This is a genomic window from Holophagales bacterium, assembly GCA_016699405.1.
Taxonomy (GTDB): Bacteria; Acidobacteriota; Thermoanaerobaculia; order Multivoradales; family JAGPDF01; genus JAAYLR01.
Genome location: CP064972.1, coordinates 1,988,128 through 2,011,353, shown reverse-complemented (window position 1 = coordinate 2,011,353; position 23,226 = coordinate 1,988,128). Strand labels below are relative to the sequence as shown.

Sequence of the window (23,226 nt, the reverse complement as noted above, 5' to 3'; positions counted from 1 at the left end):
CAAGGATAGCAACGAAGCGGGTCGCGTCGCCGCCCCAACGGGTGGCGCGTCCAGGGGGCCATCCGCGAGAGAAAGAGCGCCCGGAGGAGACCCCATGGCGAGCCGCGAGACCCCATCCCGACTTCTGGTGCGGACCGGCGCCGCTCTCGGCCTGCTGCTCGGCGCCTGTGACGGAGCGACGCCTCGCCTGACGGTGTCGACCCAGCCATCGACCTCGCCGGCGGCAACGGCAACGCAGGCTGCGACCGTGCCGAACGCCGAGGCCCCGCGAGTCATCTCGCTCGACCCACCGAACGGCGCCGCGGATGTCGATCCGGGGCGGGCGTCCATCTCGGTCACCTTCGACCGTGCGATGGACCGAGACGGCTGGTCGTGGGTGATCGAAGGACCGGAGACGGCCCCCGAGCTCGGGGAGGCGGTGTTCGACGCCGAAGCTCGCGTCAATACCGTACAGACCCACCTCCTACCGGGACACACCTACGTGGTCTGGGTGAACTCGCCGCAGTACAGCTACTTCAGGAGCAACGCGGGCGTCCCCGCCCAGCCGTTGCGCTGGACCTTCACGACGCGCTCGGCCCCCTCCGCACCGGGATCGGACGGACCCGCGGTGACGGCGTTGGCCGCCCACGCGGTGGCTCCCCGGGTGATCACGCTCGACCCGCCCAACGGCGCAACCGGCGTGGATCCGACGAAGGCCCTGCTGCGGGCGACCTTCGACCGCCCGATGGAGGAGAGCTGGTCCTGGGTCACCGAAGGCGCGGACTTCCCCACCGCTACCGGGAAGGCCTACTTCGAGCCCGATGGACGGACGGCCGCGATGCCGGTGCGTCTCGAGCCTGGAAGGACCTATGTTCTCTGGCTCAACAGCGAGCAGTACCAGCTCTTCCGCGATCGTGCCGGCAACCCCGCGATGCCTCTGCGCTGGGTCTTCTCCACCCGCCCGGCCCCCTAGAACGATGCCCGCGCCCGGCGCTCGCTCGGCGCTGCCCCTCGCCATCGACCGCTCTCTCACCGGCGTTCGGGGGTGGGGAATCTCGCGCTATACCTTCGTCCAACTGGGGACTTCGACCCACCCCGCGAAGACCACTGCGGCACGGATCTGGTCAGGAAGCCGTCGCCGACAAGGGGCTCGTCGGCTCGCCGGCGATCAATCGACGCAGCGTGCCGCCGAGCTGGGCGCTGGGAACCGGCTTGACGACGAACTCCGCCCGACCTTCGAGGGGAAGGAGGCCGAGCTCGCCCGGCCCCGACTCGACGCAAGACTCGTAAAGCACTGGGATCACGGGCTTTTGCGCTGCACAGAGATGCTGCAGCTCGCGCCAGGGGAGGCGTGCCTGCGTCAGGCTGACGACGACGAGATCGGGATGCGACTCGAGAATGCGCCGGAGCGCCCGGTCGAAGCTGTCCACACCCTCCACCTCGTAGCCGGCACCGAGAGCACGGGCGACCAGCCAGGGGAGCAAGCGACCTTCGTCGAGAACGAGAATGCGCATCACGAACCTTCAGTGGCACGATCCAAGCAAGAGGCGTTCCACGTGACCGAGCGCACCGCCGATCTCCGACGGTTCTCGCCGTCGCGCTTCGCTATCCTCGAGCCCTCGCCATTCGCCAACGCCAGGAGAACCGGCCGATGATCATCATGGCTTCGTTGCACTCCGACCAGGCAGCCCGCTTCCTGCGGCTACTCGCCGCCTCGTCGGCGGTGCTCGTCGCGCTGCTCTGCGCCGCTCCCGGCCTGGCGCAGGAGACCTGCACGTCTGCCCAATGTCACGCCGGGCTCGTCGCCGCTGCCAACGTGCATGCGGCCACGGACTCGTGCGACAGCTGCCACGAGGCGCTCGGCGAACCGCATCCCCAGAAGGGCAAGCGCACCTTCAAGCTCACCGCCGAGCCGCCGGCCCTCTGCGCCAACTGCCACGACGCGATCGGCACGAAGAAGTCGGTGCATTCACCGGTCAGCGAAGGGATGTGCACCACCTGCCACGATCCCCACGCGTCCAAGGAAGCCAAGCTCCTGACCGCCCCGGCGAGCGAGCTGTGCGCCAGCTGCCACGCCGACCAGACGTCGCACGCGCTGCTGCACGGACCGGTCTCGGCCGGCGCCTGTGCTTCGTGTCACCTGCCGCACGAGTCGGACAACGCGAAGCTGCTGGTCAAGGCCGGGGACGACCTCTGCTTCACCTGTCACGGGGAAGTGCGCGAGATGCTCGCCAAGAAGAACGTCCATCCGGCGATCGAGAGCGGCTGCACCTCGTGCCACGATCCGCACGGCGCGGCTCACCCCAAACTCCTGGCCGAGGCCGGCGCGGCGCTCTGCTACCAGTGCCACGATGCGATCGCCGAGCAGGTCAAGGGTCCCTCGACCCACGCCGCCCTCGACGCCGAGAAGGCCTGCGCGACCTGCCACTCGCCGCACGCCACCGACAACGCCAAGCTCCTGGTGAAGACCGAGAAGGAAACCTGCCTCTCCTGTCACCCCAAGGTGCTCGACGCCGGGATGACCTTCCTGCACGGTCCGATCCAGGAGGGGCGCTGCACGGCCTGCCACCGCCCGCACGGCGGCACCGAACGCAAGCTGCTGAACGCGAGCTTCCCCGCCGCTCCGTACGTTCCCTACACCGACAAGGCCTACGAGCTCTGCTTCAACTGCCACCAGCGCGACCTGCTGCAGTACCCGGACACGTCGTTTGCCACCGGATTCCGCGACGGCGAGCGCAACCTGCACTTCCTCCACGTCAACAACGCCCAGAAGGGGCGGAGCTGCCGGCTCTGCCACACCCTGCACGGCGGCGGCAACGATCGACTGATCGCCGACAGCGTCCCCTTCGGCTCCTGGACCCTGCCGTTGAAGTTCGTGCGCACCGAGGACGGCGGGAGCTGTGCCCCCGGCTGTCACAAGCCGGTCACCTACGATCGGAAGAACCCGGCTCGTCGCCCGGCAACCGCCACGCCGAGCCCGGCCCGAGCGAACGGTCGCAACGACTAGCGCGCGGCCGACGAGCGGGCGGCTCGCAAGGCCAGCGCCCGCTCGAGGTTCCTGCGATAGGACGGTTCGGCCGGGGCGAGCCGCACGGCATCCTCGAAGCGAGAGACCGCTTCGTCGAGATGCCCCTGCTCCGCGCACTCGATGCCCGCCACGGCATGGAAGTAGGGGTTGTCGGGCCGTAGCCGGACGGCAACTCGATAGTGCTCCAACGCCTCGCTCGACCGCCCGCTCCTGGAGAGCGCACCTGCCAGGTCGAAGTGGCCGGCAGCGTCCTCGGGGGCGAGAGCGAGAGCTCGCCGCAGGAGCCCGATGCCCTCTTCTCCCTGACCAGCGACGAGCAGGGCTCCTCCCAAGGCGGACAACGACGCGGCGCGGGCAGGCTCGGCCTCGGCGAGGATGCGCAGCAAGGCCACGGCCTCGGCAGGGCGCCCTCGTGCGAGCAGCGTCGCGGCGAGAGACGCCGGCGGCAGCGGGACGTCGGACCCTCGGGCCTTCGCGTCCACGAAGAGCGTGTAGGAGTCTTTCCACACCGGGATGCGCCGCAACGTCAGGACGGCAAGGAGCGTCACGGTCAGCAGAAGTGTCGGCACGGCGACGAGGCGCAGGCGGGGACGCGACGCCATCGCCTGAAGCGCCAGCGCTCCGAGCAAGGCGAATCCGACCATCGGCAGGTACAGGTAGCGCTCGGCCGGCGGCGCTCCCCGGCCGAGGCTCACGTAGAACGCGGGAGCAAGCGGGAGAGCAACGAGCGCCAGACCGAAGCGCGCGATTCGGCGCCGACGCGCGACCCAGACCGCCGCACCGACGACGCCCAAGGCGAAAAGCACCGAGCCCCCCTCGACCGACCACTGGAAATCCGCCGGACGAAAACGGCGCCAGTGATCGAGCTCGTCGGGCAGCAGCAGGACGCTCAGGTAGTCGCGCACGAGCACACCGGCCCCGGCGACGGCCTCGAGCGCCGTCGGATGCCAGTCGTCGAGGTTGCGCAGGTTCGCCGCGGCGAGGATCGCCTGCCGAATCGCCAGGTAGACGCCGGTCAGCGCCAGGTAGGGACGCACCCGGCGCCCGGCCGCACGAAGGGCGCTCCACGAGGTCCCGGTCCCCGTCAGCTCCCAGCTCGCCAGCAGCACCGGGACGACGACCGCCGTCTCCTTCGCCAAGAGTGCCAGACCGAACGCCGCCAGCGCCGCCGTCGACGTCCGGTCGGGGCGTGACCGCGCACCGATCTCGAGCCACAACGCCAGCAGACCGGCCAGCGTGAAGGTGAGCTCCGGCAGCGAGGCAACCCAGGCCACCGCCTCGGTCTGAGCCGGATGAACGGCAAAGATCGCTGCAGCGACGAACGGGACGATCCAGTGTGCGTCGTCGCCCTTCCGCGCCGGTGTCGTCGCCGCTCCGCCCTCAGCGAGGACGAGCCTCTCCACGAACAGGAAGACGAGTCCGGTGTTCACCGCGTGGAACAGCACGTTGACCAGGTGGAACCCCCACGCACGCAGACCGAAGAGGAGGTTCTCCGCCAGGAGCACGAGATGCATCACCGGCCGGTAGTAGTCGGCTGCCACCGGCGCGTCGAGGAAACCCCAGACGCTGCGCGACAGGATGCGCGGAAGGGAGCCGAGGTCCCGGATCCAGGGGTTCAGCAGGACCTGATGCTCGTCGTCGTTGACGAAACCGTTGGCGAGCGTCGTGGCGAAAACGCCCAGAGCAAGCAGCGACGGCAGGAGGGCCATCGCCATCCGGCGGGTCAGCAGCGAGCGGACGAAGGACGGCTCCGGCCGAGAGGCCGGCGGCGACGGATTCGGCACCGGCGCCGTGGTGCGGGAGGACCTGCGACGCGAGGAGGAGGCCACGGAGCCGCTCCCGGGGGAAGGCTCAGGGGTAGCTCGCGGTCGCCCGATCGTGCGTCACACCGTGGCACGTCAGCGTACAGCTGCCCGAGAAGAGGCCGGTCGACTGGAAGACCGGATAGCGCTGTCCAGGCAACGGCTGGACGATCCGCAGGTCGAAGTTGATCAGGTGTCGATGGTCGCCGCTTTCGGGATCCGCACCGGCACCCTCGGCCGGGACGCCGTGCGGGTCGTGACAGGTGGCACACGAGATCCCGGCCTGGAGGTGCCCGCGGTGTCCGCCCCCGGAGAGGGTCGTGTGCTGCGTCTTGGCGCGGAAGCTCGCATTGCGCAGGATCGCCCCGCGATCGTGGCAGCGATAGCAGAGCGCATACATCTCGAAGCTCTCGCCGACGTTGCCCGACAGGTCGTAGCGCTCGCGAAGGATCGGTGCATAGTCCGAACCGTGCGGCCCGCGCGATCCGCCCTCGTCGTCGGCATGGCACGAGGTGCAGCCGACGATCTGCGACGGGGCCATTCCCGGCGACAGCGCGGACGGGATGCTCGGCACGTCGAGGTTGCGTCCCATCGCCACGACCGGGTGGTAGGAGACGTTGCTCGGGTCGAAATCGAGTCGCGTGTTGGTGCTCGCGACGACCCGTGGCACGACCTCGCGATCGCCGGAGGCATTGGCGTGGCAGCGGAAGCAGAGCTCGTATTCGTAGGTCACCGACGCCACGCGGAGGCCGCTGCGATCGACTCCCGGCACGTCGTCGAGCAGGCCCGAGGCATAGGGCAGGGTGGCGGCCCGGCGGTTCGCCGCGTGCGGATCGTGGCAGGACTGACACGCCACGCCGGCGAGGGTCGTCGACGGCTCGCCGACGCCCGTTCCCGGTGCGGGCAGCGCGTCGCCGACCCACTCCCGATGGGCCGATCCCTTGCGCACCTGGCGTCCGATGTCGGTCTTCGCCGAGCCCTCGGCCCCCGGTGCCGCCGACGCGGTACCGGAGCCCCCCCCGCTGTGGCAGCCCGTGGTCGTGCACGAGTAGGGCTCGGGGCGACGGTCGGTGAAACGCAACAGCGAGGCCGGAGTGGCCGCCGCGTGACTGGTGTGGCAGGCCTCGCAAGCGAGGTCGGCGAGTCGCGGCGACACCGCCGAGCGCGCCAGCCCCGCCGGCAACTGGGCACCCAGCAGCGACACCGTCGAGACGGCGTGGGTCGCCGTCGGCCAGCGAGTGAAGTGGTGACAGGTCAGGCAGAGGGCGGAGGCCTGGTTGTCCATCACCAGGAACTTGCCGAACTGGTCGTCGTGCGGATCGTGGCAGGTGATGCAGTGGATCTCGTCCGCCGCGCCGTAGCTGAGGACCGGCGGCGGCGGCGACACCAGGTTCGCGTTGGGCAACGCGGTGTGGTATGGAAACGACACCGGGTGATGGCCGGACAGGTCGAGCCCGAACATCGACGCGCTCGCCGGCGGAATCACGCCGCCACCGCTCATCGCGATGCCCGCCGCGGGATTCACCACGGTGCCGAGGGCGATCGTCCCGTCGTGGCAGCTCAGGCAGAGCTTCGTCGGGCCCGACGGCTGCGGCAACGGCGCCGCCTTCAAGGTCGGGCTCCAGTAGACGCTGTAGGTCTGCGGCTCGAGGCCGCGGTTCCAGAGCGGTGCCTGAGGCGTCGAATTGTGCGGCGTATGGCAGAAGACGCAGATGCGATCTTCGGTCAACGCCTTGACGGTTCCGGGCCCGGAGACCGAGAGGTTGTGCCGGGTGTTCTGGACGTTGGCGGCGCGCTGAGCCCCGGCACCGGAGGCGAAGGTCAGGGCGACGATCGCCGCCGTCACCGGCAGCAGCAGCCGCGCGCGAGAGGGCTCAGGGTGTGGCATCGGCATCCCGCTCCGTGATGTGGAAGACCTGTACCCGGCGGTTGTAGCTGTCGGCGACATAGAGGTCGCCGCGCTCGCTGATCGACAGGCCGGCCGGGATCCAGAACTCGCCCAAACCGACCCCACGCGCACCGACGCCGAGCAGGTAGCGCCCTTCGCGGTCGAAGAGCTGCACGTTGTCGAAGAGACTGTCGGCGAGGTAGACGACGCCGCGGCGATCGACGGCGATCCCCTTCGGCATCGCCAGATCGCCCGATCCGTCGCCGTGACGGCCGAACATCCCGCGCGGCTGGCCGTCCTCGTCGAAGACCTGCACGCGGAAGTTGAGGGCGTCGGTGACGAAGAGCTCGCCCGCCGGCGACCAGGCGACGTGCGTCGGGAAGTTGAAGCTGCCAGCTCCTTCGCCGCGCCCACCGATCGTCCGCACCAGCGCCCCGTGCTCGTCGAAGGCGTAGACCGCGTGGGCCAGCGTGTCAACCGCGTAGAGCAGCTTGCGGGTGCGACTCCACGCCAGGCCGGTCGGCCGGAGCAGTGCCGCCGCCCCGGCCCGGCTCCAGGTGGCGAGGAGCTTGCCGTCGACGCCGAAGACCAGCAGGCGACCCGTCGAGTCCGAGACGTAGAGTCGCTGGGCTTCGTCGAAGACGACGCCGACCGGCGAAGTCAACGGCGCCTCGGGGGAACCGACGAGGCGGAGATACCGCCGCTCGACCGGAACGAAAAGGTGCACACAACGCAGCCCGAGATCCGCCACCGCCAGTCGCCCGTCGGCGCCAGCCGCCGCCGCGACCGGCACGCCGAATCGATCCTTGGCGTCGGGCTGGCGTCCGATCGCCACCGCGCGTGCCACCGAGCCCACGTCCTGCCCACGAGCGAATCCGCCGATCGACTCGACGAGCGTCAGTCGGGAGAGCGCCGGCATCGGCGGCCACTGCAAGGCTCCCACCGGTCTCTCCACGCGCGGCGACCAGGTCGCGGCGCAGGCCGACAGGGTCAGGCACAGCGCCGAGAGAGCAAGCCGGCGCCCGATCCGGGCCTCGATGTCCACGGTGCTCCGCATGGGACGTCTCGTGCGGACTCTAGTCGAGTCGTCGGTTCAGCCGAAGGAAGTAGTAGCGGTGCAACCGTCGCGGAGCAGCGAACGCCGGCCCTTCGGACTCGGACTGGTAGGAGCTGGCACCCGCGCTGAGGGACAGCTTGCCGATGTTCCAGGCGATCGACCCGTTCCAGGTCAGGCCGCGCGTCTCGACCAGACTCCGGATGTGGGTGTAGCCGCCGCCGGCGGAGAACGTCAGCGTGCGGTTCAGGCACTGGCGCTGATAGTTGGCCGTCGCCGCCTCGATCGTTTCGCGGTAGGCCCTCCCGGCATGCGCCGCGGCCGTCCGCTCGTAGTCGCGCTCGACGTAGGAAAGCGACGCGAAGAGGTTGGACTGGAGGCCGACCGCGCCGACGTACTGGAGCTCCGCGTCCCAGGCCGTGTACGGGCTGCCGTCCCACTTCACGTCCTGGTACTGCGCGCGCGCCCGCACGGGGCCGAACAGACTGCGCACCCCCACGGTCCACGTGGTGCTGTCGGGAAGGAACCCCGGAACGATCCCGTCGCGCACTTCGGAGCGCACCCGCATGAAGCTGTAGTACGGCGACACGTGGCTGGCGAAGAGGTCGATGCTCGCTCCGTGGCTCAGGGACTCGGTCAGTAGGTCGAACCGGCCACTCAGCAGCGAATACGACACCTCGAAGGTGAAACTGCCGGGGAGAACGAAGGGCGCCGGCAAAGCGAGCACCCGGATCTCGAGCAGCGGGCCGACCTGCTGCACGGTGTAGTGCATGTTCTCGGCGAGCAGGACCGCCTCGAACGGAGCGAGCGGCGAGCGCACGTAGACCTGCAGGGTCGAGGCGCGGACGTTCGGGCGCACCAGCTGGAACGAACCCGGTACCGCCACCGCCTGATGCCCTTCGCGGATCACGTCCGCCCGGCCACGGTTCTCCGCGACCGAACGGCTCGCCCCCAGGCTGGCCTGCAGGCGGCCGCTCGGAATGCGCTTCGTGTAGCTTTCACCGATCTCGTGGGAGAGCTGCTCGGAGTTGCCGGCCGTCGACTCCTGCGTGCCGTAACGGACCGTGTAGCTGCTCTCGAGGCTGTCGTAGAGCCGGTGGACGACGCCGGCCTCCGCCTCGTGGCCGCTGCTCTGGAGCCGGCGCTCGGGGCCCCCCTCGGACGACCGGCTGTCGGTGTCGTGATAGCGATAGTCGAAGCGGGCGCGCAGGCCCTTGCCGAAAGCGGCGGTGAGCTGCTCGCGCACCTGGAACTGCGTCGAACCGTAGGAGCCGTCGATCTTGCTTCGCTGTTCGAAGTCGCTCCGGGAGACGTTCGATGCCAGCCGCAGGCCTCCACGCTCGAGCACGTTGCCGAGCGTCGCCTCGGACGAGTCGCCGGAGAACCCCCGGTTGTTGTCGAAGCGCGTCGGCGCGAAGGTACCGCTGAACGAGACGAGCGAGCCGCCGCCCATCTCGCGATGGTACTGGCCGCTCATGTCGAGCTTGCGGATGTGCGTGATGTCGCGACCGGTCTCGATGGAGTTGTCGGTGTAGCCGGCGCTCCCGAACCACGGCCGCCGGCGGTAGCGGACGAGGGCGCCGAAGCTCGTGTCGACCGCCTGCAGGAGCGTCGACGCGCGCTCTCGCACCAGCGGCTCGACGCGCCGAGCGAAGATCATCAGGTTGTACGGGTGCTCCGGAAGCAGGGTGATCTGTGCGTCGTATTCCAGCCCCGAGTCCTGGTGCCAGCCCATGTCCGGCATCCCCGTGTCCTCGTAGGCCTCCCGCTTGATCGCGCCGCCGAGCGAGGCGCGATAGACGAGGAAACGCGGGTGGTAGACGTAGCCCTCGGAGAAGAGGGTGAGCTTGGCCTTGAGGAAGTCGTCGCTCCAGCGGGTGGGCCGGAGGGTTTCGGTGATCTCGTCGCTCTCCGACGAAGCGAACAGGTCGAGCGCCGCGCCCTGGTCGACCGACCGAGGAAGGAAGAGCCGCCAATCGGCGGCGTGCCCAGCGCGTGCCGTCAGGATGTGGACGGCGAGTGCCACCACCAGTCCGCGGCAAGCGCGCAGGTTCCCCACCGGCGCCATCACTTCAGCAGGTACTTCTGGTCGGACATGTGGGCATCGTGGCAGGCGGTGCAGTCGCCGGGGTCGCCGCCGTGGGCCGGGGAGGCGGCCACCGCGGCCGCGTCGTGACAGCGCACGCAGAAGGTCGTCGGCTCCGCGGCAAGGAGATACCGGAAGCGCGAGCTGTGCGGATCGTGGCAGGCGAGACAACCGCCGGACGCGAGCGGTCCGTGCACGTACGCCTTGTCGAGTTGCAGATCGTGGCAGCGCTGGCAGAGCTCCTCACGCGGCGCGACCAGGCCGTTGTTGGCGCGCCGATCATGGCAGGCGTCGCACTGCTTGTCGGCGTACGGCCCGTGCGCGAAGACCGTCGGCGGCGCCGGGGCGGCCGCCTCTTCCGCGACCTTTCCGCCGGCCGAGGTCGCCTGCGCCCCGGGTTCGGGAACTCCGTCGAAGAAGATCGAGAGCACCTTGTGGCTCGAGGTCGCGCTGCACGCCGCCAGCAGCGCCACCGCCAGGCAAGCGCCCCACACGGCGCGCCGTCGGCGAATCCCCCCCTGGAGCTCTCGATCGTCCATCGGGTCAGTCCGTCGGCGGTGGCGGCGCAGCGCCGGTCGCGGGAGGGGTCGGCGTCGGAGCGGGCGGAGCCTCCGGAGTGACGGGGCTCTCGCGCTTGCGGCGTGCCTCGATCTCCTTCTGGATCTCGGCCTCCGTCGGGTAGTGCCGCCCCTTCTCGTGTCCGTAGGCGAAGACGTTGACGAGGCGCGATCCGAACTGGCTGGTGACGAGAATCAGGAACTCGGGCTCGAACCCCGGGGCAACGCGATCACGGAAGTACTTGAGATTGTCGAAGTCGAGCGACACCTTCGCCGGCAGAGTCAGGCTGCCGGGGGCGCTCTGCTCGCTCGCGCCGCCGAAGAACATCAGGAGACGTCCCTCGCGGTTGAACATCTGGACGTTGTTGAACGCCGCATCGACCACCAGAAGGTGCCCTTCGCGATCGACCGCCGCACCCTTCGGCCGCGCGAAGTGGCCGAGGTTGTCGCCGAGCTTGCCGACCGTCCCCTTGAAGTGACCGTCGCGATCGTACTTGACGACCTGGAAGCGACCGGCGTCGGTGACGTACAGCGTGCCGGTGGCGTCGAAGACGATGTTGGTGGGGCGAACCAGCTGGTCTCCCGGCTCGCCGGAGTCGCCGATCGCCTTGACCGGCTCGCCGGTCTCCTTGTCGAGCACCTGGATCCGGCGCTTCGCCGTGTCGACCACGTAGAGCCGCCCCTCGAACGGCACGGCGTCGACCGGTCGCCATTGGCCGGGGACCCCGAAGGCCCGGACGTACTCGTCGGCGCGGTTGAAGACCACCACCTGGCCGCGCTCGGGATCGGCAACGTACTTGGTGCCGTCCGGCTCGATGCTGATGTTCAGCGGCTGGATCAGCTTGCCGGGGCCGACCGCCCCCTTGAGCGCACCGAAGCGGTTCGCCTGCAAGTCGAACACCACGACCGTGACGTTGGAGTCGCAGACATAGATCCGGCCGTCGAACATCGCCACGCCGTAGGGCTTCTCGAGCCGCAAGTCGGGCTGCTCGCCGACCACGAAGCGATCGAATTTGCTCTGCGTCTCGATGTCGGAACGACCGTTGAAGGAGGCCAGAAACTGCACCCGCGGCAACGCCGGCGGCCCAGGGAAGAAGATCGGCGCCTCGTGCGGCGGCGGCGGAGCGCTCGCACAGGCCGCACAGAGCAGCGCCGCGGCGAAAGGCCGCCGCAGGACGGCGGCGACGGTGGGGAATCGGAGTGAAGGCATCGTCGAGCTCCCGGAGAACGCGAGCCGCCAGACCCTTCGCCTGGCGCCGCGAGGCGCGATTCTACGGCAGCCCGATCGCGGGCTCGCGCACGCCACGGGCTGACTGCCGTCCGCGCACCTGGCGCCAGTGTCCACTGCGTTCAAGATCCCCCCCCTCTACGCGACGCGAGGGGGAAAGGTCGCCCTTTCCCCCTCGCGGTCAGGGTTCCGCTGGGCTCAGGCCTTACGGGAACGTGTTCGAGTAAGCGCCCTTGGTGTGGCAGGTGGTGCAGAGCCGGCTCTGCCGGTCGCTCCGCCAGAGGAACTCCTCACCGGTGTTGCCCTGGTTGTGGACCGAGTGGCAGGTGCCGCACTCGACCGTGCCGCCGACGCCGTAGAGGTGATCGGCGATCGTCGATCCGCCCTGCGTCATCACCGTGGTGACCGGGCGCAGGCCGGTGTCGATCGAGGCCGCGGCGGCGTAGGAGAAGCCGATCGGATGGTGGTTGCCGAGGTAGAGATCCTGACCGATCACGTAGCCCGGGCTGATCGGGATGCCGCCGCCGCTCTGCGAGGTGGCCGGCTGGTTCACGTTGCCGTAGGCGTTGACCGCCACGCTGCCGTCATGGCAGCTCAGGCAGAGCAGCGAGGTGCTGCCGGGGGTCATCGTCAGAGCGATCGCCTGGGAGGCGTTCGCGCCCGTCTGCGGAGCGCCGGTGCCGTTCCAGTACATCGAGTAGGCCGTGTCCGACTGCAGCGTGTGGTTCCACAGCGGCAGGTAGTCGAACGCGTCCGAGGCCTGCGGGCCGGCGCCGAGACCGTTCGGTCCGCCGTTGGCGACGCTGGCGCGGTAGGTGTTGTGCGGCGCGTGGCACCAGATGCACATGCGCTGATACGGGTCGGCCGGGCTGGCCGGATAGTTCATGCCGTGGATGCCGGGCACGCTCAGGTCGTGCGCGGTGTTGTTGACTCCCGAGCCGGCGACGTACGTGGTCGGATCGTAGGCGTTGGCGGCCGTGGCGACGAGAAGCCCGAGGGCGACCATCAGCAGGCCCTTTGCGATCTTCTTCATTTCTTTCCTCCGGTAATCCTTCGGTTCCAAGCTCTGTTCGGGATCGCAAGGCAGGGCGGCGGGAGCTTTCCCGCCGCCCTGCCAGGTTTCAGTTCGCCAGGATGTTCACGGCCCCGCTGTTCGGCCCGAGCGTCAGGGGCGTCGACGGGAAGACCAAGCCGGTCTTGGTGACCGTGATCGTGTAGCTTCCGGGCTTCAGGGTCGGAGTCGCCAACGTGCCGAAGGTGAACTGCCCCGAGGCGTTGGTGAAGGCCTGTCCGACGATCGCCGCTCCGCGCTTCAACGTGACGGCGGCCGAGGCCACCGGCGTGACGCCGTTGAGCACCGTGCCGGCGACGTAGAAGTAGTGGATATCCGTCGTCGTGACCGGGCAGGTCAGCGTTCCGAAGCGCCCGCTGGTGTCGATCACCTTGTACTGGACCTGGAAGCCGCTCGGCAGCGCGGCCGACGGCGGCGACAGGAAGGTGTGCGTGGCGACGAGCGGACTGGAGAACGGAGTCTTCAGGTTCGTCAGCACCGTTCCGTCACCCCAGTTCACCACCACCTGCTTGATGTTGGTGAGCGCGGAGCTGTCCGTGATCGTCGCCACCCAGGTGTTCTGGTCGACGACGAGGTTGCCACAGGTGATCCCGACCGTCGGAGCCGGCGAGGTGCCGACCGCGATCGTCTTCGAGACCGAGCCACCGATGCCGACCTTGGAGGCCGTCAGGGTGACGACGATCCGGCCGTTGACGCTCGGCGCGTAGTCGTGCGAGGCGGTCGCCACGGCGGTCACCGTGTTGGCCGTCCCGTCGCCCCAGTTCCACTCGAAGCTGGTGCACGCCCCGTTGCCGCAGTAGGAGGTCGTGGCATCGACGTCGAGGTGGAGCTTGGCCGGCAGCGCCAGCGCGTAGGTAAAGGCCGGCGTCGGCGGGTTGGTGTTCGCACCGCTGTGCATGCCGAAGGCGAGCACCGCGAGCGCAGCCTTGGTGCGGTAGAGCGCACCGTTCTTCGTCGCGTTCTGCACCACCGGCGTGTTGCTGATGGAGAGCGGCGCCGTCCCGTTGTTCAGCGTGAAGGTGGTCGAGCTCGGGATCGTGCCGATGTAGCTGTCGAGGTCCTCGCGACGGCCGACGCCCAGGTCGTCGTAATAAAGGGCGCCCGCGCCGGTGATCCGCACGCGCTGGCCAACCGCCAGGCCGGCCGTGCTCGGCACCGTCACGACGTTCGAACCCGAGACCGTGGTGCCGGTGGTGGCGAGGTAGCTCGAGCCGCCGCCATGGCACTGACCGCAGGCGTGGTCGACGTCGACCCAGACCGCGTCGTTCTTCGTGCCCCAGGACGAGGTCTCCGGATACGTGCTCGCGTTCACGGTCGCGGTGAGAGCCGCCGCCGGGAAGGTCGAGTACGAAGCCGAAGTGTTGATGCGCCAGAGGTGCAGCCCTTCCGGCATGTGGCAAACCTCGCAGGCCTCGGCCGGCTTGGTCGCCATGTTCTCGAGCGGCGTCCCCGGGCCACCACCGTGCTTGATCTTGGTGAGCGACACGGCGTACGGGCCGGCGTGGCACTCGGTGCACTCCTCGTGGATCGCCGTCTCGCTCGCCACCGTGGAGGCGTGAACGTCGTGGCAGCCGGTGCAGCCGTTTCCGGTGTTGGCCGCCTCGCCGTCGAACATGAAGTAGCTGTTGTAGCCCGAGTAGTTCTTCGCGGTGGCGATCTGGTTGAAGGTGCCGCTGAACCGCGCGTGCGGGCTGTTCAGGAACTGATTGCCGTGCGGGTGGCTGACCGGGACGATCGAGCCGTGGTACGGACCGACCTTCACGTAGGTGCCGGGATTCGACAGGCTGAGATCCGGCTGCGCCGAGGTGCCCGTGTTGGCGTACGGCACGCCGCTCGTCTCCTGGCGGTGGCAGTCCATGCACAGCCGGGTGATGATCTGGCCGCGCGTCGAGTTGCTGCCGGTCCAGGTGCCGCCGGCGTCGTCGCAACGGATGATGTCGGTGGCGTAGGCGAACTGGCCGCCGAGGCCGTCACAGGTGGCCTTGTCGGTGACGTTCGTGCCCTTGTTGCAGAAGCCTTCGAGCGAGCACTTCGAATACGACCAGGTCGCGCTCGCCACCTGGCACGAAGCCTGGGTGCCGTTCGCACGCCAGGTCTTGGCGGTGTTGCCCGAGCCGCCCGAGCAGGTGCCGATCGCGTCGGCCGTGGTGCACCAGCCGTCCTGCCAGGTGTAGGCGTTGGCCGTGCAGGTCGCCTGCGTGGTGTAGAAGGCGTTGCTGCACCAACCCGCGACGGCAAACCAGCTTCCGCCGGCGGTCGTGCAGTTGGCCGAGGTCGCCGCGCCGTAGGTGCAGACGCCAGCCGTCGGGTTCACGCTGCAGGCGGTCAGCCAGGAGCCACCGGCACCCGTGCAGGTCGACTCGCTCGTGTAGTCCGTCTTCGTGCAGACACCGCCGCCGGCATCGGCCGCGGTCAGGTTGTTGTGATGGCTCGAGCGACCGCTCGGGGCCACGTAGTTGTTGATCGTTCCGCCGTTTGTCGTGCAGGCCGTGGGCGAGATGTTCGAGCAGTTCGGCGAGCTCCAGGAGCCGCCGAGCGTGGTGCAGGTGGCCTGGACCAGCCCGCCGCACGATACGAGGCTCATGTCGACGACCGAGTTGTGGCACCGCGTGCAGCTGATGCCCCAGACGTCCCAGGACGAATACTTGTTGCCATCGCCCGAAACGCCGCCGGTCAGGTTGACGACGCCGAAGCCGGCGCTCGAGTTGCGATCCCAGGTCACGCCGGGGAACGACTTCTCGGGCTCCTTGCTCGCGTTGATCGTCGCGTCGCTCGACCAGCCGGTGGTGTGGCAACGGCCGCAGGAGTACGAGGCGCCGGCGTTGAACACCCACGTGCCGCTGTTGGCTTCGCAGGTCGCCTGGGTGGTGTAGAGCGGGTTGGTGCAGGTCTTGGTCGTCGCCGCCGGCGCTTCGTAGATGGCGCGCGGCAGGGCGGCGAGCCAGTCGCCGTAGATCCACTTCACCCGGCGCGGGGTCCCCGAGACATCGACGTTACCGTTCGGCCAGTCGAACACTTGGCCGGTATCGGTGGCGTGATACTCCTCGGGATCCCAGGTGGCGCCGTTCTGCTCGCACGACTCCTCGTCGGTGTAGAGCGCGTTGCTGCAGGAGAACGGCGGGCCGCCCTTCTTCTGGTACGACCAGGTCTGACCGGCGGTGGTGCAGGCCGTCTCGCTGGCGTAGTTGCGATCGCTGCAGACGCCGACCTTGCGGGCCATGTTCTTGTGGCCCATGTAGAGGGTGTCCTCGGTGTCGCGGACGCGCGGGCCGTTGTACTGCGTGACGTCGTTGTGGCAGCGCAGGCACTGGTCGCCAGCGCCGTTGCCGGAGAGCAGGGTCGGCTGATAGGCGGTGCGAGCCGGCATGATCCAGCTGCCGGTGCAGGTACCGGTGGTGACCCACGTGCCGCCGTGCTGGGCGCAGACCACGTTGTTGCGGTCGTCGTCCATCATCACGACGGCGCAGGTGCTGGTGCCCGGGTTCCAGAGACGGTCCGGCGCCAGCTCGCAGGTGACCTGCGTGGTGTTCACGAGGTCGTTGCAGACGCCGCTGGTGGTCCACGAAAGGTTGTTCCCGCTGGTGCAGCTCGCCTGCACGATGTTCAGGCGCAGGGCAACGCACTCGGGGCGGGTGTCGATGCCGGTGTAGCTGTTGGCAGCTCCGGCCGGACAGGTGCCCTGCGGCGGGAGGTCCCAGCCGCCACGGTTGTTCGGAATCGCGCCGTCGTCGAGATAACGGATCTGGGCCACCGCGCTTCCGGCGACGGCCAGCGCGAGCAGCGCCATGAAGATCGTCGTCTTCATGCGGCTCTTGGGGGTCAGGTTCATGTTGTCGAGTCTCCTCTGGGGAATGCCTCGCCGGTCGAAGAGCAAGGCCCGTGCCCGCCCTTCCATCACTGAAGATGTCGGCGCCTCCGTCTGCGACTCGATCTCGAGAGTGGCGCCAAAGGCCCGTTTAAACGGGCCTTGGCAACGCCGCAACCGTGCCCGACCGGCGATGCCCGGCGTCGGTCCCCCATCGACTGTCGGAATTTCACGGGCGCTTTTCCCCAGCGACTGGGGGATATCACGCAGCCCCTTTGCGGCCGAACCCGGCCGTCAGGGTAGGCGTACAACCTACCCGGGCAGGCAGGGGCTACTGCGACTCGTCGTCGCGCATGCCGAACTTCTTGAGCCGGTAGCGCAACTGGTCACGGCTGACGCCGAGGAGCTCGGCGGCACGAGTCTGGTTGTCGCCGGTGGCGCGCATCGCGCGGATCAACATCTCGCGCTCGAGCTCCTCGAGCGGCACGATGCCCGAGGGCATGCCGCTACTCCTCGCGGCTCCCCCGGTCCCCGGCTCGCCACGCTCCGGTGGCGCGTCGCTCTCCCAGTCGAGCACCAGGCTGCGCGCCGAGAGCCGCTCGCCCCGCTCGAGCACCATGGCGCGTTCGACGACGTTGCGCAGCTCGCGCACGTTGCCCGGCCATCCGTAGGTGAGCAGGCGGTTCTCCGCCTCGCGCTCGAGACCGGCGAAGCGCCGCCCGAGCTTCGGACCGAGCGAGGAAAGGAAATGCTGGGCGAGCGGCACGATGTCTTCGCGCCGCTCGCGCAGCGCCGGCAGGCGGATCGGGAAGACGCTCAGGCGATAGTAGAGATCGCCGCGGAAGAGCTTCTCCCGCACCATGGTCTGGAGGTCGCGATTGGTCAGGGCGATCACGCGGACGTCGACGATGATCTCGCGCGTGCCGCCGACACGGCGGAAGCGCCGCTCTTCGAGAAAGTGCAGTAGCTTGGCCTGGAGGTCGAGCCGCAGCTCGCCGATCTCGTCGAGCACCACCGTGCCGCCATCGGCGAGCTCGAACGTCCCGAGCTTGAACCCCTTGGCGTCGGTGAAGGCGCCCTTCTCGTGGCCGAACAGCTCGCTCTCGAGGAGGTTCTCCGGAATCGTCGCGCAACTGACCTCGAGCAGCGGCCGGGCACGGCGTGACGAGAGGGCGTGGATGTGGCGCGCCAGCACGTTCTTGCCCGAGCCGCTCTCGCCGAGCAGGAGGATCGTCGCCACCTCCGCGCCCGCGACCTGCTCGGCGGTCTCCACGGCCTCGCGAAAGGCTGGCGAGACGGCAACCACTTCCTGGCGCAGGACGCGTTCGCGCGAGGTGCGCGCCGCTTGCGCTTCGAGCCGCTCGCCGCGCACGTGGATCGAGCGGTCGACCAGCCGCACCAGATCGGCCTGATCGACCGGCTTGGAGAGAAAGTCGAGCGCCCCGAGCTTCATCGCCCGAACGGCCTCTTCCACCTGTCCGAGAGCGGTCATCACGATCACGACGCTCTCGGCCAGCCGTTCCCGGTTCGTCTCGTAGAAGTCGAGGCCGTGACCGTCGGGCAACCCGAGATCGAGCAGCACGACCTCGGGCTGGTGCTTCGAGAGGTGATCGGCCGCTGCCGCGAGGTCGCCGGCGACGTGCACCGTGTGGCCGGCGCGCTTGAGCTGCTGCTCGAGCGCCCAGCGCAGCAGCTTTTCGTCCTCGACGATCAGGACCAGCGCCATCCGCCTATCTCCTCTCCTCTCCTTCGCCCGTCGGCTCGCTCGCCAGAGCGACCGGGCAGGGGAAGAAGACGAACATCCGTGTTCCACGACCGGGCTCGGAGTCGACCTCGATCCGGCCGCCGTGCTGCTCGACGAGCGACTTGGAGATGGCCAACCCGAGACCGGTCCCGGTGAACTTCGTGGTGAAGAACGGCTGGAAGATCCGTTCGAGGTCGCCCGCCACGATGCCCGGACCGTTGTCCGCCACCTCGAGCACGACCTCGCCGGCCGAGAGCAGACAGCTCGCCCGCACCGTGACCTCGCCGCCGCCGCGCATCGCCTCGGCGGCGTTCTGGATCAGATTGACCAGCACCTGCCGGATCTTCGCCGGGTCCACGCGGAGGACCGGCAGCTCCGGCGCGAGCTCGGCCGAGAGCTGCACGCCTTTGCGCCGCATGCCCGGTGCCAGCAGGTCGACCGTGTCGCGCACCAGCGTCGCGGGGTCGACGTCGATCACCCGCAACGGCGCCGGCCTCCCCGACTCGAGGAGGCGCTGGAGAATGACGTTGACGCGCCGCAGCTCGGCGAGCATCTCCTCGTAGAGATGGACCCGGTCCGCGTCCTCCCCCACGTCGTCGCGCAGCACTTCGAGCGCCCCCTGGATTCCGGCCAGCGGGTTCTTGATCTCGTGGGCGAGCCCGGCGGCGAGCTCGCCGAGATGGGCGAGCTGGTCGACGTGCGCCAGACGAGACGCCACCTCGGCCTCGTGCTCCCGGCGGCGAGCGAGGAACTCGCGCAGCGAGCGGTGGATCTCCGCCGACACCGGATCGAGAACCCAGAGGCCGCGTGCCGGCGTGTCCTGCTGACGACCGCGCTCTGCCGCATCGAGGTCGGCGCGCAAGCGCGCCCCCGAGCGTTGAACCGTCCGCCGCACGAGCGCGCCGGTCAGGCCGAGGAGGCCTGCCCAGGCGGCGACCAACAGGGCCAGCTTGAACCGCAGACTGCCGCGCATCGCGGCGAGCGGAGCGGTGAAGTCGAGGCGCATCGCGGCCGCGCCGAGCGGCTCGCCGGCCGCGTGGCACGGCGTGCAGGTGGGTCCCGAGGTGAGACGGGTGAGCCCCTGGACGATGTCGCGCTGGCCCCACCGCTCGATCCAGACCTGCTCGGGGCGTCCCGAGGCGAGGAACTCGCGGACGTCGGGCACGAACGCCGACGGCGGCAGCACGCCGACGCCGAGCGGATGGCCGTGCCGGTCGAAGAGCTGCAGGTCGATGTCGCGATGCGCCGCCAGGGCGTGGACGAAGAGATGGGGGTTGCGGCCGGCATGCCCTTGCGGCACGAAGAACGGCATCTCCTGGACGGCATGATCGAGCCGCTGGCGGGCTCCCTCGATGCCGGCCCGCCCGTAGGCGTCCTCTAGGAGCCGCACCGCGGTCAGGTAGAGCGCCAGGAAGGCCAGGAGATGCAGCGGCACCATCACCGCGAGCAGGCGGAAGCGCGCCGGGTCGACCCGCCAGTCGCTCCGACCGCCCTTCCGGGGGCCCGCAGGACGTTGCGTCACGGCCGGCGACTATACGCCAGCGCCCCCACCCTCGCGGAGCAGAGGCTGCCCCGCTGAGCCCTCCGGACGATATGCTTCACCCTTTGAAGGCGAGGAGGCCGTCGTGACCAAGGCAATTCAGACTTTGGGCTCGTTGAAGCTGACCGTGGTGCTGGTGCTGCTGATCGCGGTCGTGCTGTCGGCGGGGACCATTCTCGAGTCGTTGAAAGGCGCCGAGCAGGCGCGCTCGATCTACTACGCCCCGTGGTTCTTCGCGCTGCAGGGGCTTTTCGCGCTCAACCTGATCGCCGCGCTCATCGACCGCTGGCCGCAGAACCGCTATCGGGTCGGCTTCGCCGTCACCCACCTGTCGATGCTGATCATCCTCGGCGGCGCGCTGACGACGGCGGTCTTCAAGGTCGAGGGTCAGTTGCCGATCTGGGAGGGTCAGAGCTCCGCGAAGGTCTTCCTGCGCGACGCCGCACCGGGCGGAGCGAAGAGCTTCGACCTGCCGTTCGTGGTGCGGGTCGACTCCTTCGAGATCGACCGCTACCCGGGCACGATGATGCCGTCGATGTTCCGCAGCCGGGTGACGGTGGTCGACCCGGCCGCTGGCGAGCACGCCGCGGTCATCGAGATGAACAAGCCGCTCACCTACGGCGGCTACGAGTTCTTCCAGAGCAGCTACCAGATCGAGAACGGCCGCGAAGCGACGATCCTCTCGGTTTCTCGCGACCCCGGCCAGGCGATCGTCTTCCTCGGCTACGTCCTGCTGGTGGCCGGAATGATCGTCGTCTTCGTCACCCGTCTCGCACAGCACCGCGAAGCCCAGCAGATGCAGGCGCGCGGGACGTCGCGTGGCCTGGCGGCGCGCGCGGGAGCGGTCGTGCTGGCCGTGCTCGGCCTCGCCGCCGTGTCACCCGCCGATGGAGCCCAGATTCCCGACGCCGCCTCCGCGGCGCGCGTGCGCACGCTGCCGGTGCAGCACGACGGCCGCACGATGCCCTTCGACACGCAGGCTCGCGAAGGGGTGCGCAAGGTCACCGGCAAGCGCGCCTGGCCCGGCATCGATCCGGTGGCGATGGCCCTCGGCTGGAGCGCCGATCCGCAGGGCTGGTCGAACGAGCCGATCGTCAAGGTCTCCGCCGAGGTGGCCCAGGTCGCCGGGTTGCCCCAGGGAACGCGCTACACCTCGTTCCGTTCGCTCGTCGAGAGCCAGTCGCTGCTCGCCGCGTCGCGGCAAATGCACGCCCGGCTCGACGCCGACGAGGCCAAGCCGACGGCCGAGGAGAAGGAGTTGATGGCCGCCGAGGAGCGGCTCGGTGTGCTCGACGCCTACTTCCGCGGCGAAGCGATCCGCGCTCTGCCCGCCGCCGACCCCAACGGCGCCTGGCAGGTCCCGACCGGCGCGCGGAGCGCCGCCGCCCTCGCCGCCCTCGAATCCCAGGTGCGGGCCAACGCCCCGGCCCACTACCCGACCGGCGACGCGATCGACCGCGAGATCGGCTACAACGCACGCCGGCCCACTCGCCTCGGCTGGCTGCTGCTTGTCCCGGCCGCTCTCGCGGCGGCGTTCACGCTCGAGCGCGACCGCTGGCGCCTCGAGTGGGTCGCCCGCATCGCTCATCTCGCCGGCTTCGCCGTGCTGACCTGGGGGCTCGCCACCCGCTGGCAGATCGCCGGGCGTGTTCCCGCGTCGAACATGTACGAGTCGATGCTCTTCCTCGGCTGGGGCGTGGCGCTCGTCGGCATCCTCGGCATCGCGCTGAGGAACCGCATGCTGCTGTTCAACGCCGCTGCGATGTCGGCGCTCGCCACCGCGCTTCTCGACCTGCTGCCGATCGATCCGTTCATCCACCCGATGCCGCCGGTGCTCTCGGGCACGCCGTGGCTCGCCATCCACGTGCCGATCATCATGATCGGCTACGCCTGCCTGGCGATCGTCACCCTGTTCGGCCACCTCGTGGTCGGCGCCGAGATCTTCGCGCCGGCGCGTCGTGACCTCGCCACGCGCTGGAGCGAGATGCTCTACTGGTACACCCACGTCGGCTCGATCCTGCTGCTCACCGGGATTCTCACCGGGTCGATCTGGGCTGCTTCGTCGTGGGGACGCTACTGGGGCTGGGATCCCAAGGAGGTCTGGTCGCTCGTGGCGTTCCTGGCCTACATGGCGATCCTGCACGCCCGCAGCGACGGACAGATCCAGAGCTTCGCCGTCGCCGCCTGGTCGATCGCCGCCTTCTGGACGATCTTGATGACCTACCTCGGGGTCAACTTCGTGCTGGCCTCGGGGCTCCACTCCTACGGGTTCGGCAGCTCGAACCTGGTTCGCATCATGCTGATCGTCGCCCTGGTCGAGGCCGTCTTCCTCACCGCCGGCGTGCTGGCTCACCGGCGGCGCCTCGCCGGGACCCCCGACCTCGCCTGAGAGGTCCGACGAGCCGACCCCCGCCCTCCGCACGGAGGGCGGGCGCGCCCCTCAACGAGCCGTCGGGTCGACGCTCGGAGAGCCTCGCAGCGCCAGCGTGGCGGCCGGCTGCCGGAGCACCAACCACCGAGCCAGGTTGCCGGCCAGTCGCCGGTTGTCGACGCGTTCGGCCAGGATCTGGTTCTGAAAGACCGCGTCGTCGCCGAAGACGACGAAGCGGCCGGCACCGCGCTGCCCCACCAACGCGACGGCGAAGCGCTGCCGTGCGTCGCCCTTCTCGAAGGTGCCCGACCGGTTCAGGTCGACCCACGCCTGCGGTCCGGTCTCCGCGAGCGCCGTGACGCCCGTGGCCGTCGGCAGGAGCGCCCAACTGCCGAAGATCCCGAAGCTCGCGAGGCCGGCGTTGACCGGATGCGTCGCGAGTCGACTCACCGTGAGGTTGATCGCCTCCCCGCCGATCGCTGCGCCCTCCTCGCGCAGGATCCCATTCGACACCGAGACACCGAGCCGGTGCAGGAGGTCGGCGACCGGCGGGGCGATGTGCAGGAGGACGGCGAGCCGGCCGCCACGGTCGAGGAACCCGAGGACCGCTTCGATCTCGTCGGGCGCAATCGGGCGGAACGCCCCGCTGACCACCAGGACCTCGGCCTTCGCCAGCCCCTCCGGAGTGATCTTCGACGCCGTCGCGTCGACCTGGCCGCCGGCCGAGGAGAAGAAGGCCCCGAGCCGGGACAGGTCGAGAGCGCCACGGCTGCCGACCCGGAAGCGCTGGTCGTGCCCTTCGTCGAAGAGCACGACCGGCCGCCCCGCCGCCGGCCCCGGGGCCGTCCGGGCGGACAGCTGCGCATCGGCGCCAGCGCCGGCGGCGACCACCATCGAGAAGACTGCGGCCAGCAACGAACCACGAGAGGGCTTCATGTGATGAGATCTCCGACCAGGGGTGTCGGCTGACGCCGAGCCCCGATCCTACGGCCGATCCGACCGAGGACGCCGCCACCGGACCTTCCGGGGTGGCCCGGTCGTTGCACCACGGGCAGTCAGACAAGGAGGGTTG

The 23,226-nt window shown here is 69.5% G+C and carries 15 protein-coding genes; 3 read left to right on the top strand and 12 right to left on the bottom strand.

The window, feature by feature from the left end; translation table 11 throughout:
- The first annotated feature begins 94 nt into the window (after window positions 1-94).
- Window positions 95-952 (top strand): Ig-like domain-containing protein, encoded by an 858-nt coding sequence (locus IPJ17_08420; GenBank protein QQR75582.1) that lies wholly within the window; start codon window positions 95-97, stop codon window positions 950-952.
- A 151-nt stretch (window positions 953-1,103) separates the two neighbouring features.
- Here the strand turns inward: IPJ17_08420 and IPJ17_08415 are convergent, their stop codons facing one another.
- The gene (locus IPJ17_08415) at window positions 1,104-1,493 is read right to left on the bottom strand and encodes a hypothetical protein (protein QQR75581.1); all 390 of its coding nucleotides are present in this window, start codon (window positions 1,491-1,493) and stop codon (window positions 1,104-1,106) included.
- A 137-nt stretch (window positions 1,494-1,630) separates the two neighbouring features.
- Between IPJ17_08415 and IPJ17_08410 the strand changes: the two genes are divergently transcribed.
- A complete protein-coding gene (locus IPJ17_08410) occupies window positions 1,631-2,986 on the top strand; it encodes a cytochrome C (protein QQR75580.1) in 1,356 nt (451 codons plus the stop codon).
- Here IPJ17_08410 and IPJ17_08405 read toward each other — a convergent pair.
- The 10 genes from IPJ17_08405 to IPJ17_08360 form a co-directional block, all read right to left on the bottom strand.
- Entirely contained in the window at window positions 2,983-4,836 is a 1,854-nt protein-coding gene (locus tag IPJ17_08405; GenBank protein ID QQR75579.1) for a tetratricopeptide repeat protein, read from the bottom strand. The genes IPJ17_08410 and IPJ17_08405 overlap by 4 nt on opposite strands.
- Window positions 4,837-4,858: 22 nt before the next feature.
- The gene (locus IPJ17_08400; GenBank protein ID QQR75578.1) at window positions 4,859-6,697 is read right to left on the bottom strand and encodes a cytochrome c3 family protein; all 1,839 of its coding nucleotides are present in this window, start codon (window positions 6,695-6,697) and stop codon (window positions 4,859-4,861) included.
- Window positions 6,684-7,754, bottom strand: coding sequence for a hypothetical protein (locus tag IPJ17_08395; protein ID QQR75577.1), 1,071 nt, complete (start codon window positions 7,752-7,754; stop codon window positions 6,684-6,686). The genes IPJ17_08400 and IPJ17_08395 overlap by 14 nt, the downstream gene beginning before the upstream one ends.
- A 19-nt stretch (window positions 7,755-7,773) precedes the next feature.
- Entirely contained in the window at window positions 7,774-9,819 is a 2,046-nt protein-coding gene (locus IPJ17_08390; protein QQR75576.1) for a hypothetical protein, read from the bottom strand.
- A complete protein-coding gene (locus tag IPJ17_08385; GenBank protein QQR75575.1) occupies window positions 9,819-10,376 on the bottom strand; it encodes a cytochrome C in 558 nt (185 codons plus the stop codon). Before IPJ17_08385 ends, IPJ17_08390 begins: the two co-directional genes overlap by 1 nt.
- A gap of 4 nt (window positions 10,377-10,380) precedes the next feature.
- Entirely contained in the window at window positions 10,381-11,604 is a 1,224-nt protein-coding gene (locus tag IPJ17_08380) for a hypothetical protein (protein ID QQR75574.1), read from the bottom strand.
- Between the two features lie 223 nt (window positions 11,605-11,827).
- Window positions 11,828-12,655 (bottom strand): hypothetical protein, encoded by an 828-nt coding sequence (locus IPJ17_08375; GenBank protein ID QQR75573.1) that lies wholly within the window; start codon window positions 12,653-12,655, stop codon window positions 11,828-11,830.
- An 88-nt stretch (window positions 12,656-12,743) separates the two neighbouring features.
- A complete protein-coding gene (locus tag IPJ17_08370) occupies window positions 12,744-16,523 on the bottom strand; it encodes a hypothetical protein (protein QQR75572.1) in 3,780 nt (1,259 codons plus the stop codon).
- A gap of 307 nt (window positions 16,524-16,830) precedes the next feature.
- Window positions 16,831-18,225, bottom strand: a complete 1,395-nt coding sequence (locus IPJ17_08365) for a sigma-54-dependent Fis family transcriptional regulator (protein ID QQR75571.1) — start codon at window positions 18,223-18,225, stop codon at window positions 16,831-16,833.
- Between the two features lie 4 nt (window positions 18,226-18,229).
- Window positions 18,230-19,765, bottom strand: a complete 1,536-nt coding sequence (locus IPJ17_08360; GenBank protein ID QQR75570.1) for a hypothetical protein — start codon at window positions 19,763-19,765, stop codon at window positions 18,230-18,232.
- A gap of 103 nt (window positions 19,766-19,868) precedes the next feature.
- Here IPJ17_08360 and IPJ17_08355 point away from each other — a divergent pair, with 103 nt between their 5' ends.
- A complete protein-coding gene (locus IPJ17_08355) occupies window positions 19,869-22,172 on the top strand; it encodes a cytochrome c biogenesis protein ResB (GenBank protein QQR75569.1) in 2,304 nt (767 codons plus the stop codon).
- 51 nt (window positions 22,173-22,223) lie between these two features.
- Here the strand turns inward: IPJ17_08355 and IPJ17_08350 are convergent, their stop codons facing one another.
- Window positions 22,224-23,090, bottom strand: a complete 867-nt coding sequence (locus IPJ17_08350) for a DUF4350 domain-containing protein (GenBank protein ID QQR75568.1) — start codon at window positions 23,088-23,090, stop codon at window positions 22,224-22,226.
- Window positions 23,091-23,226 lie beyond the last annotated feature (136 nt).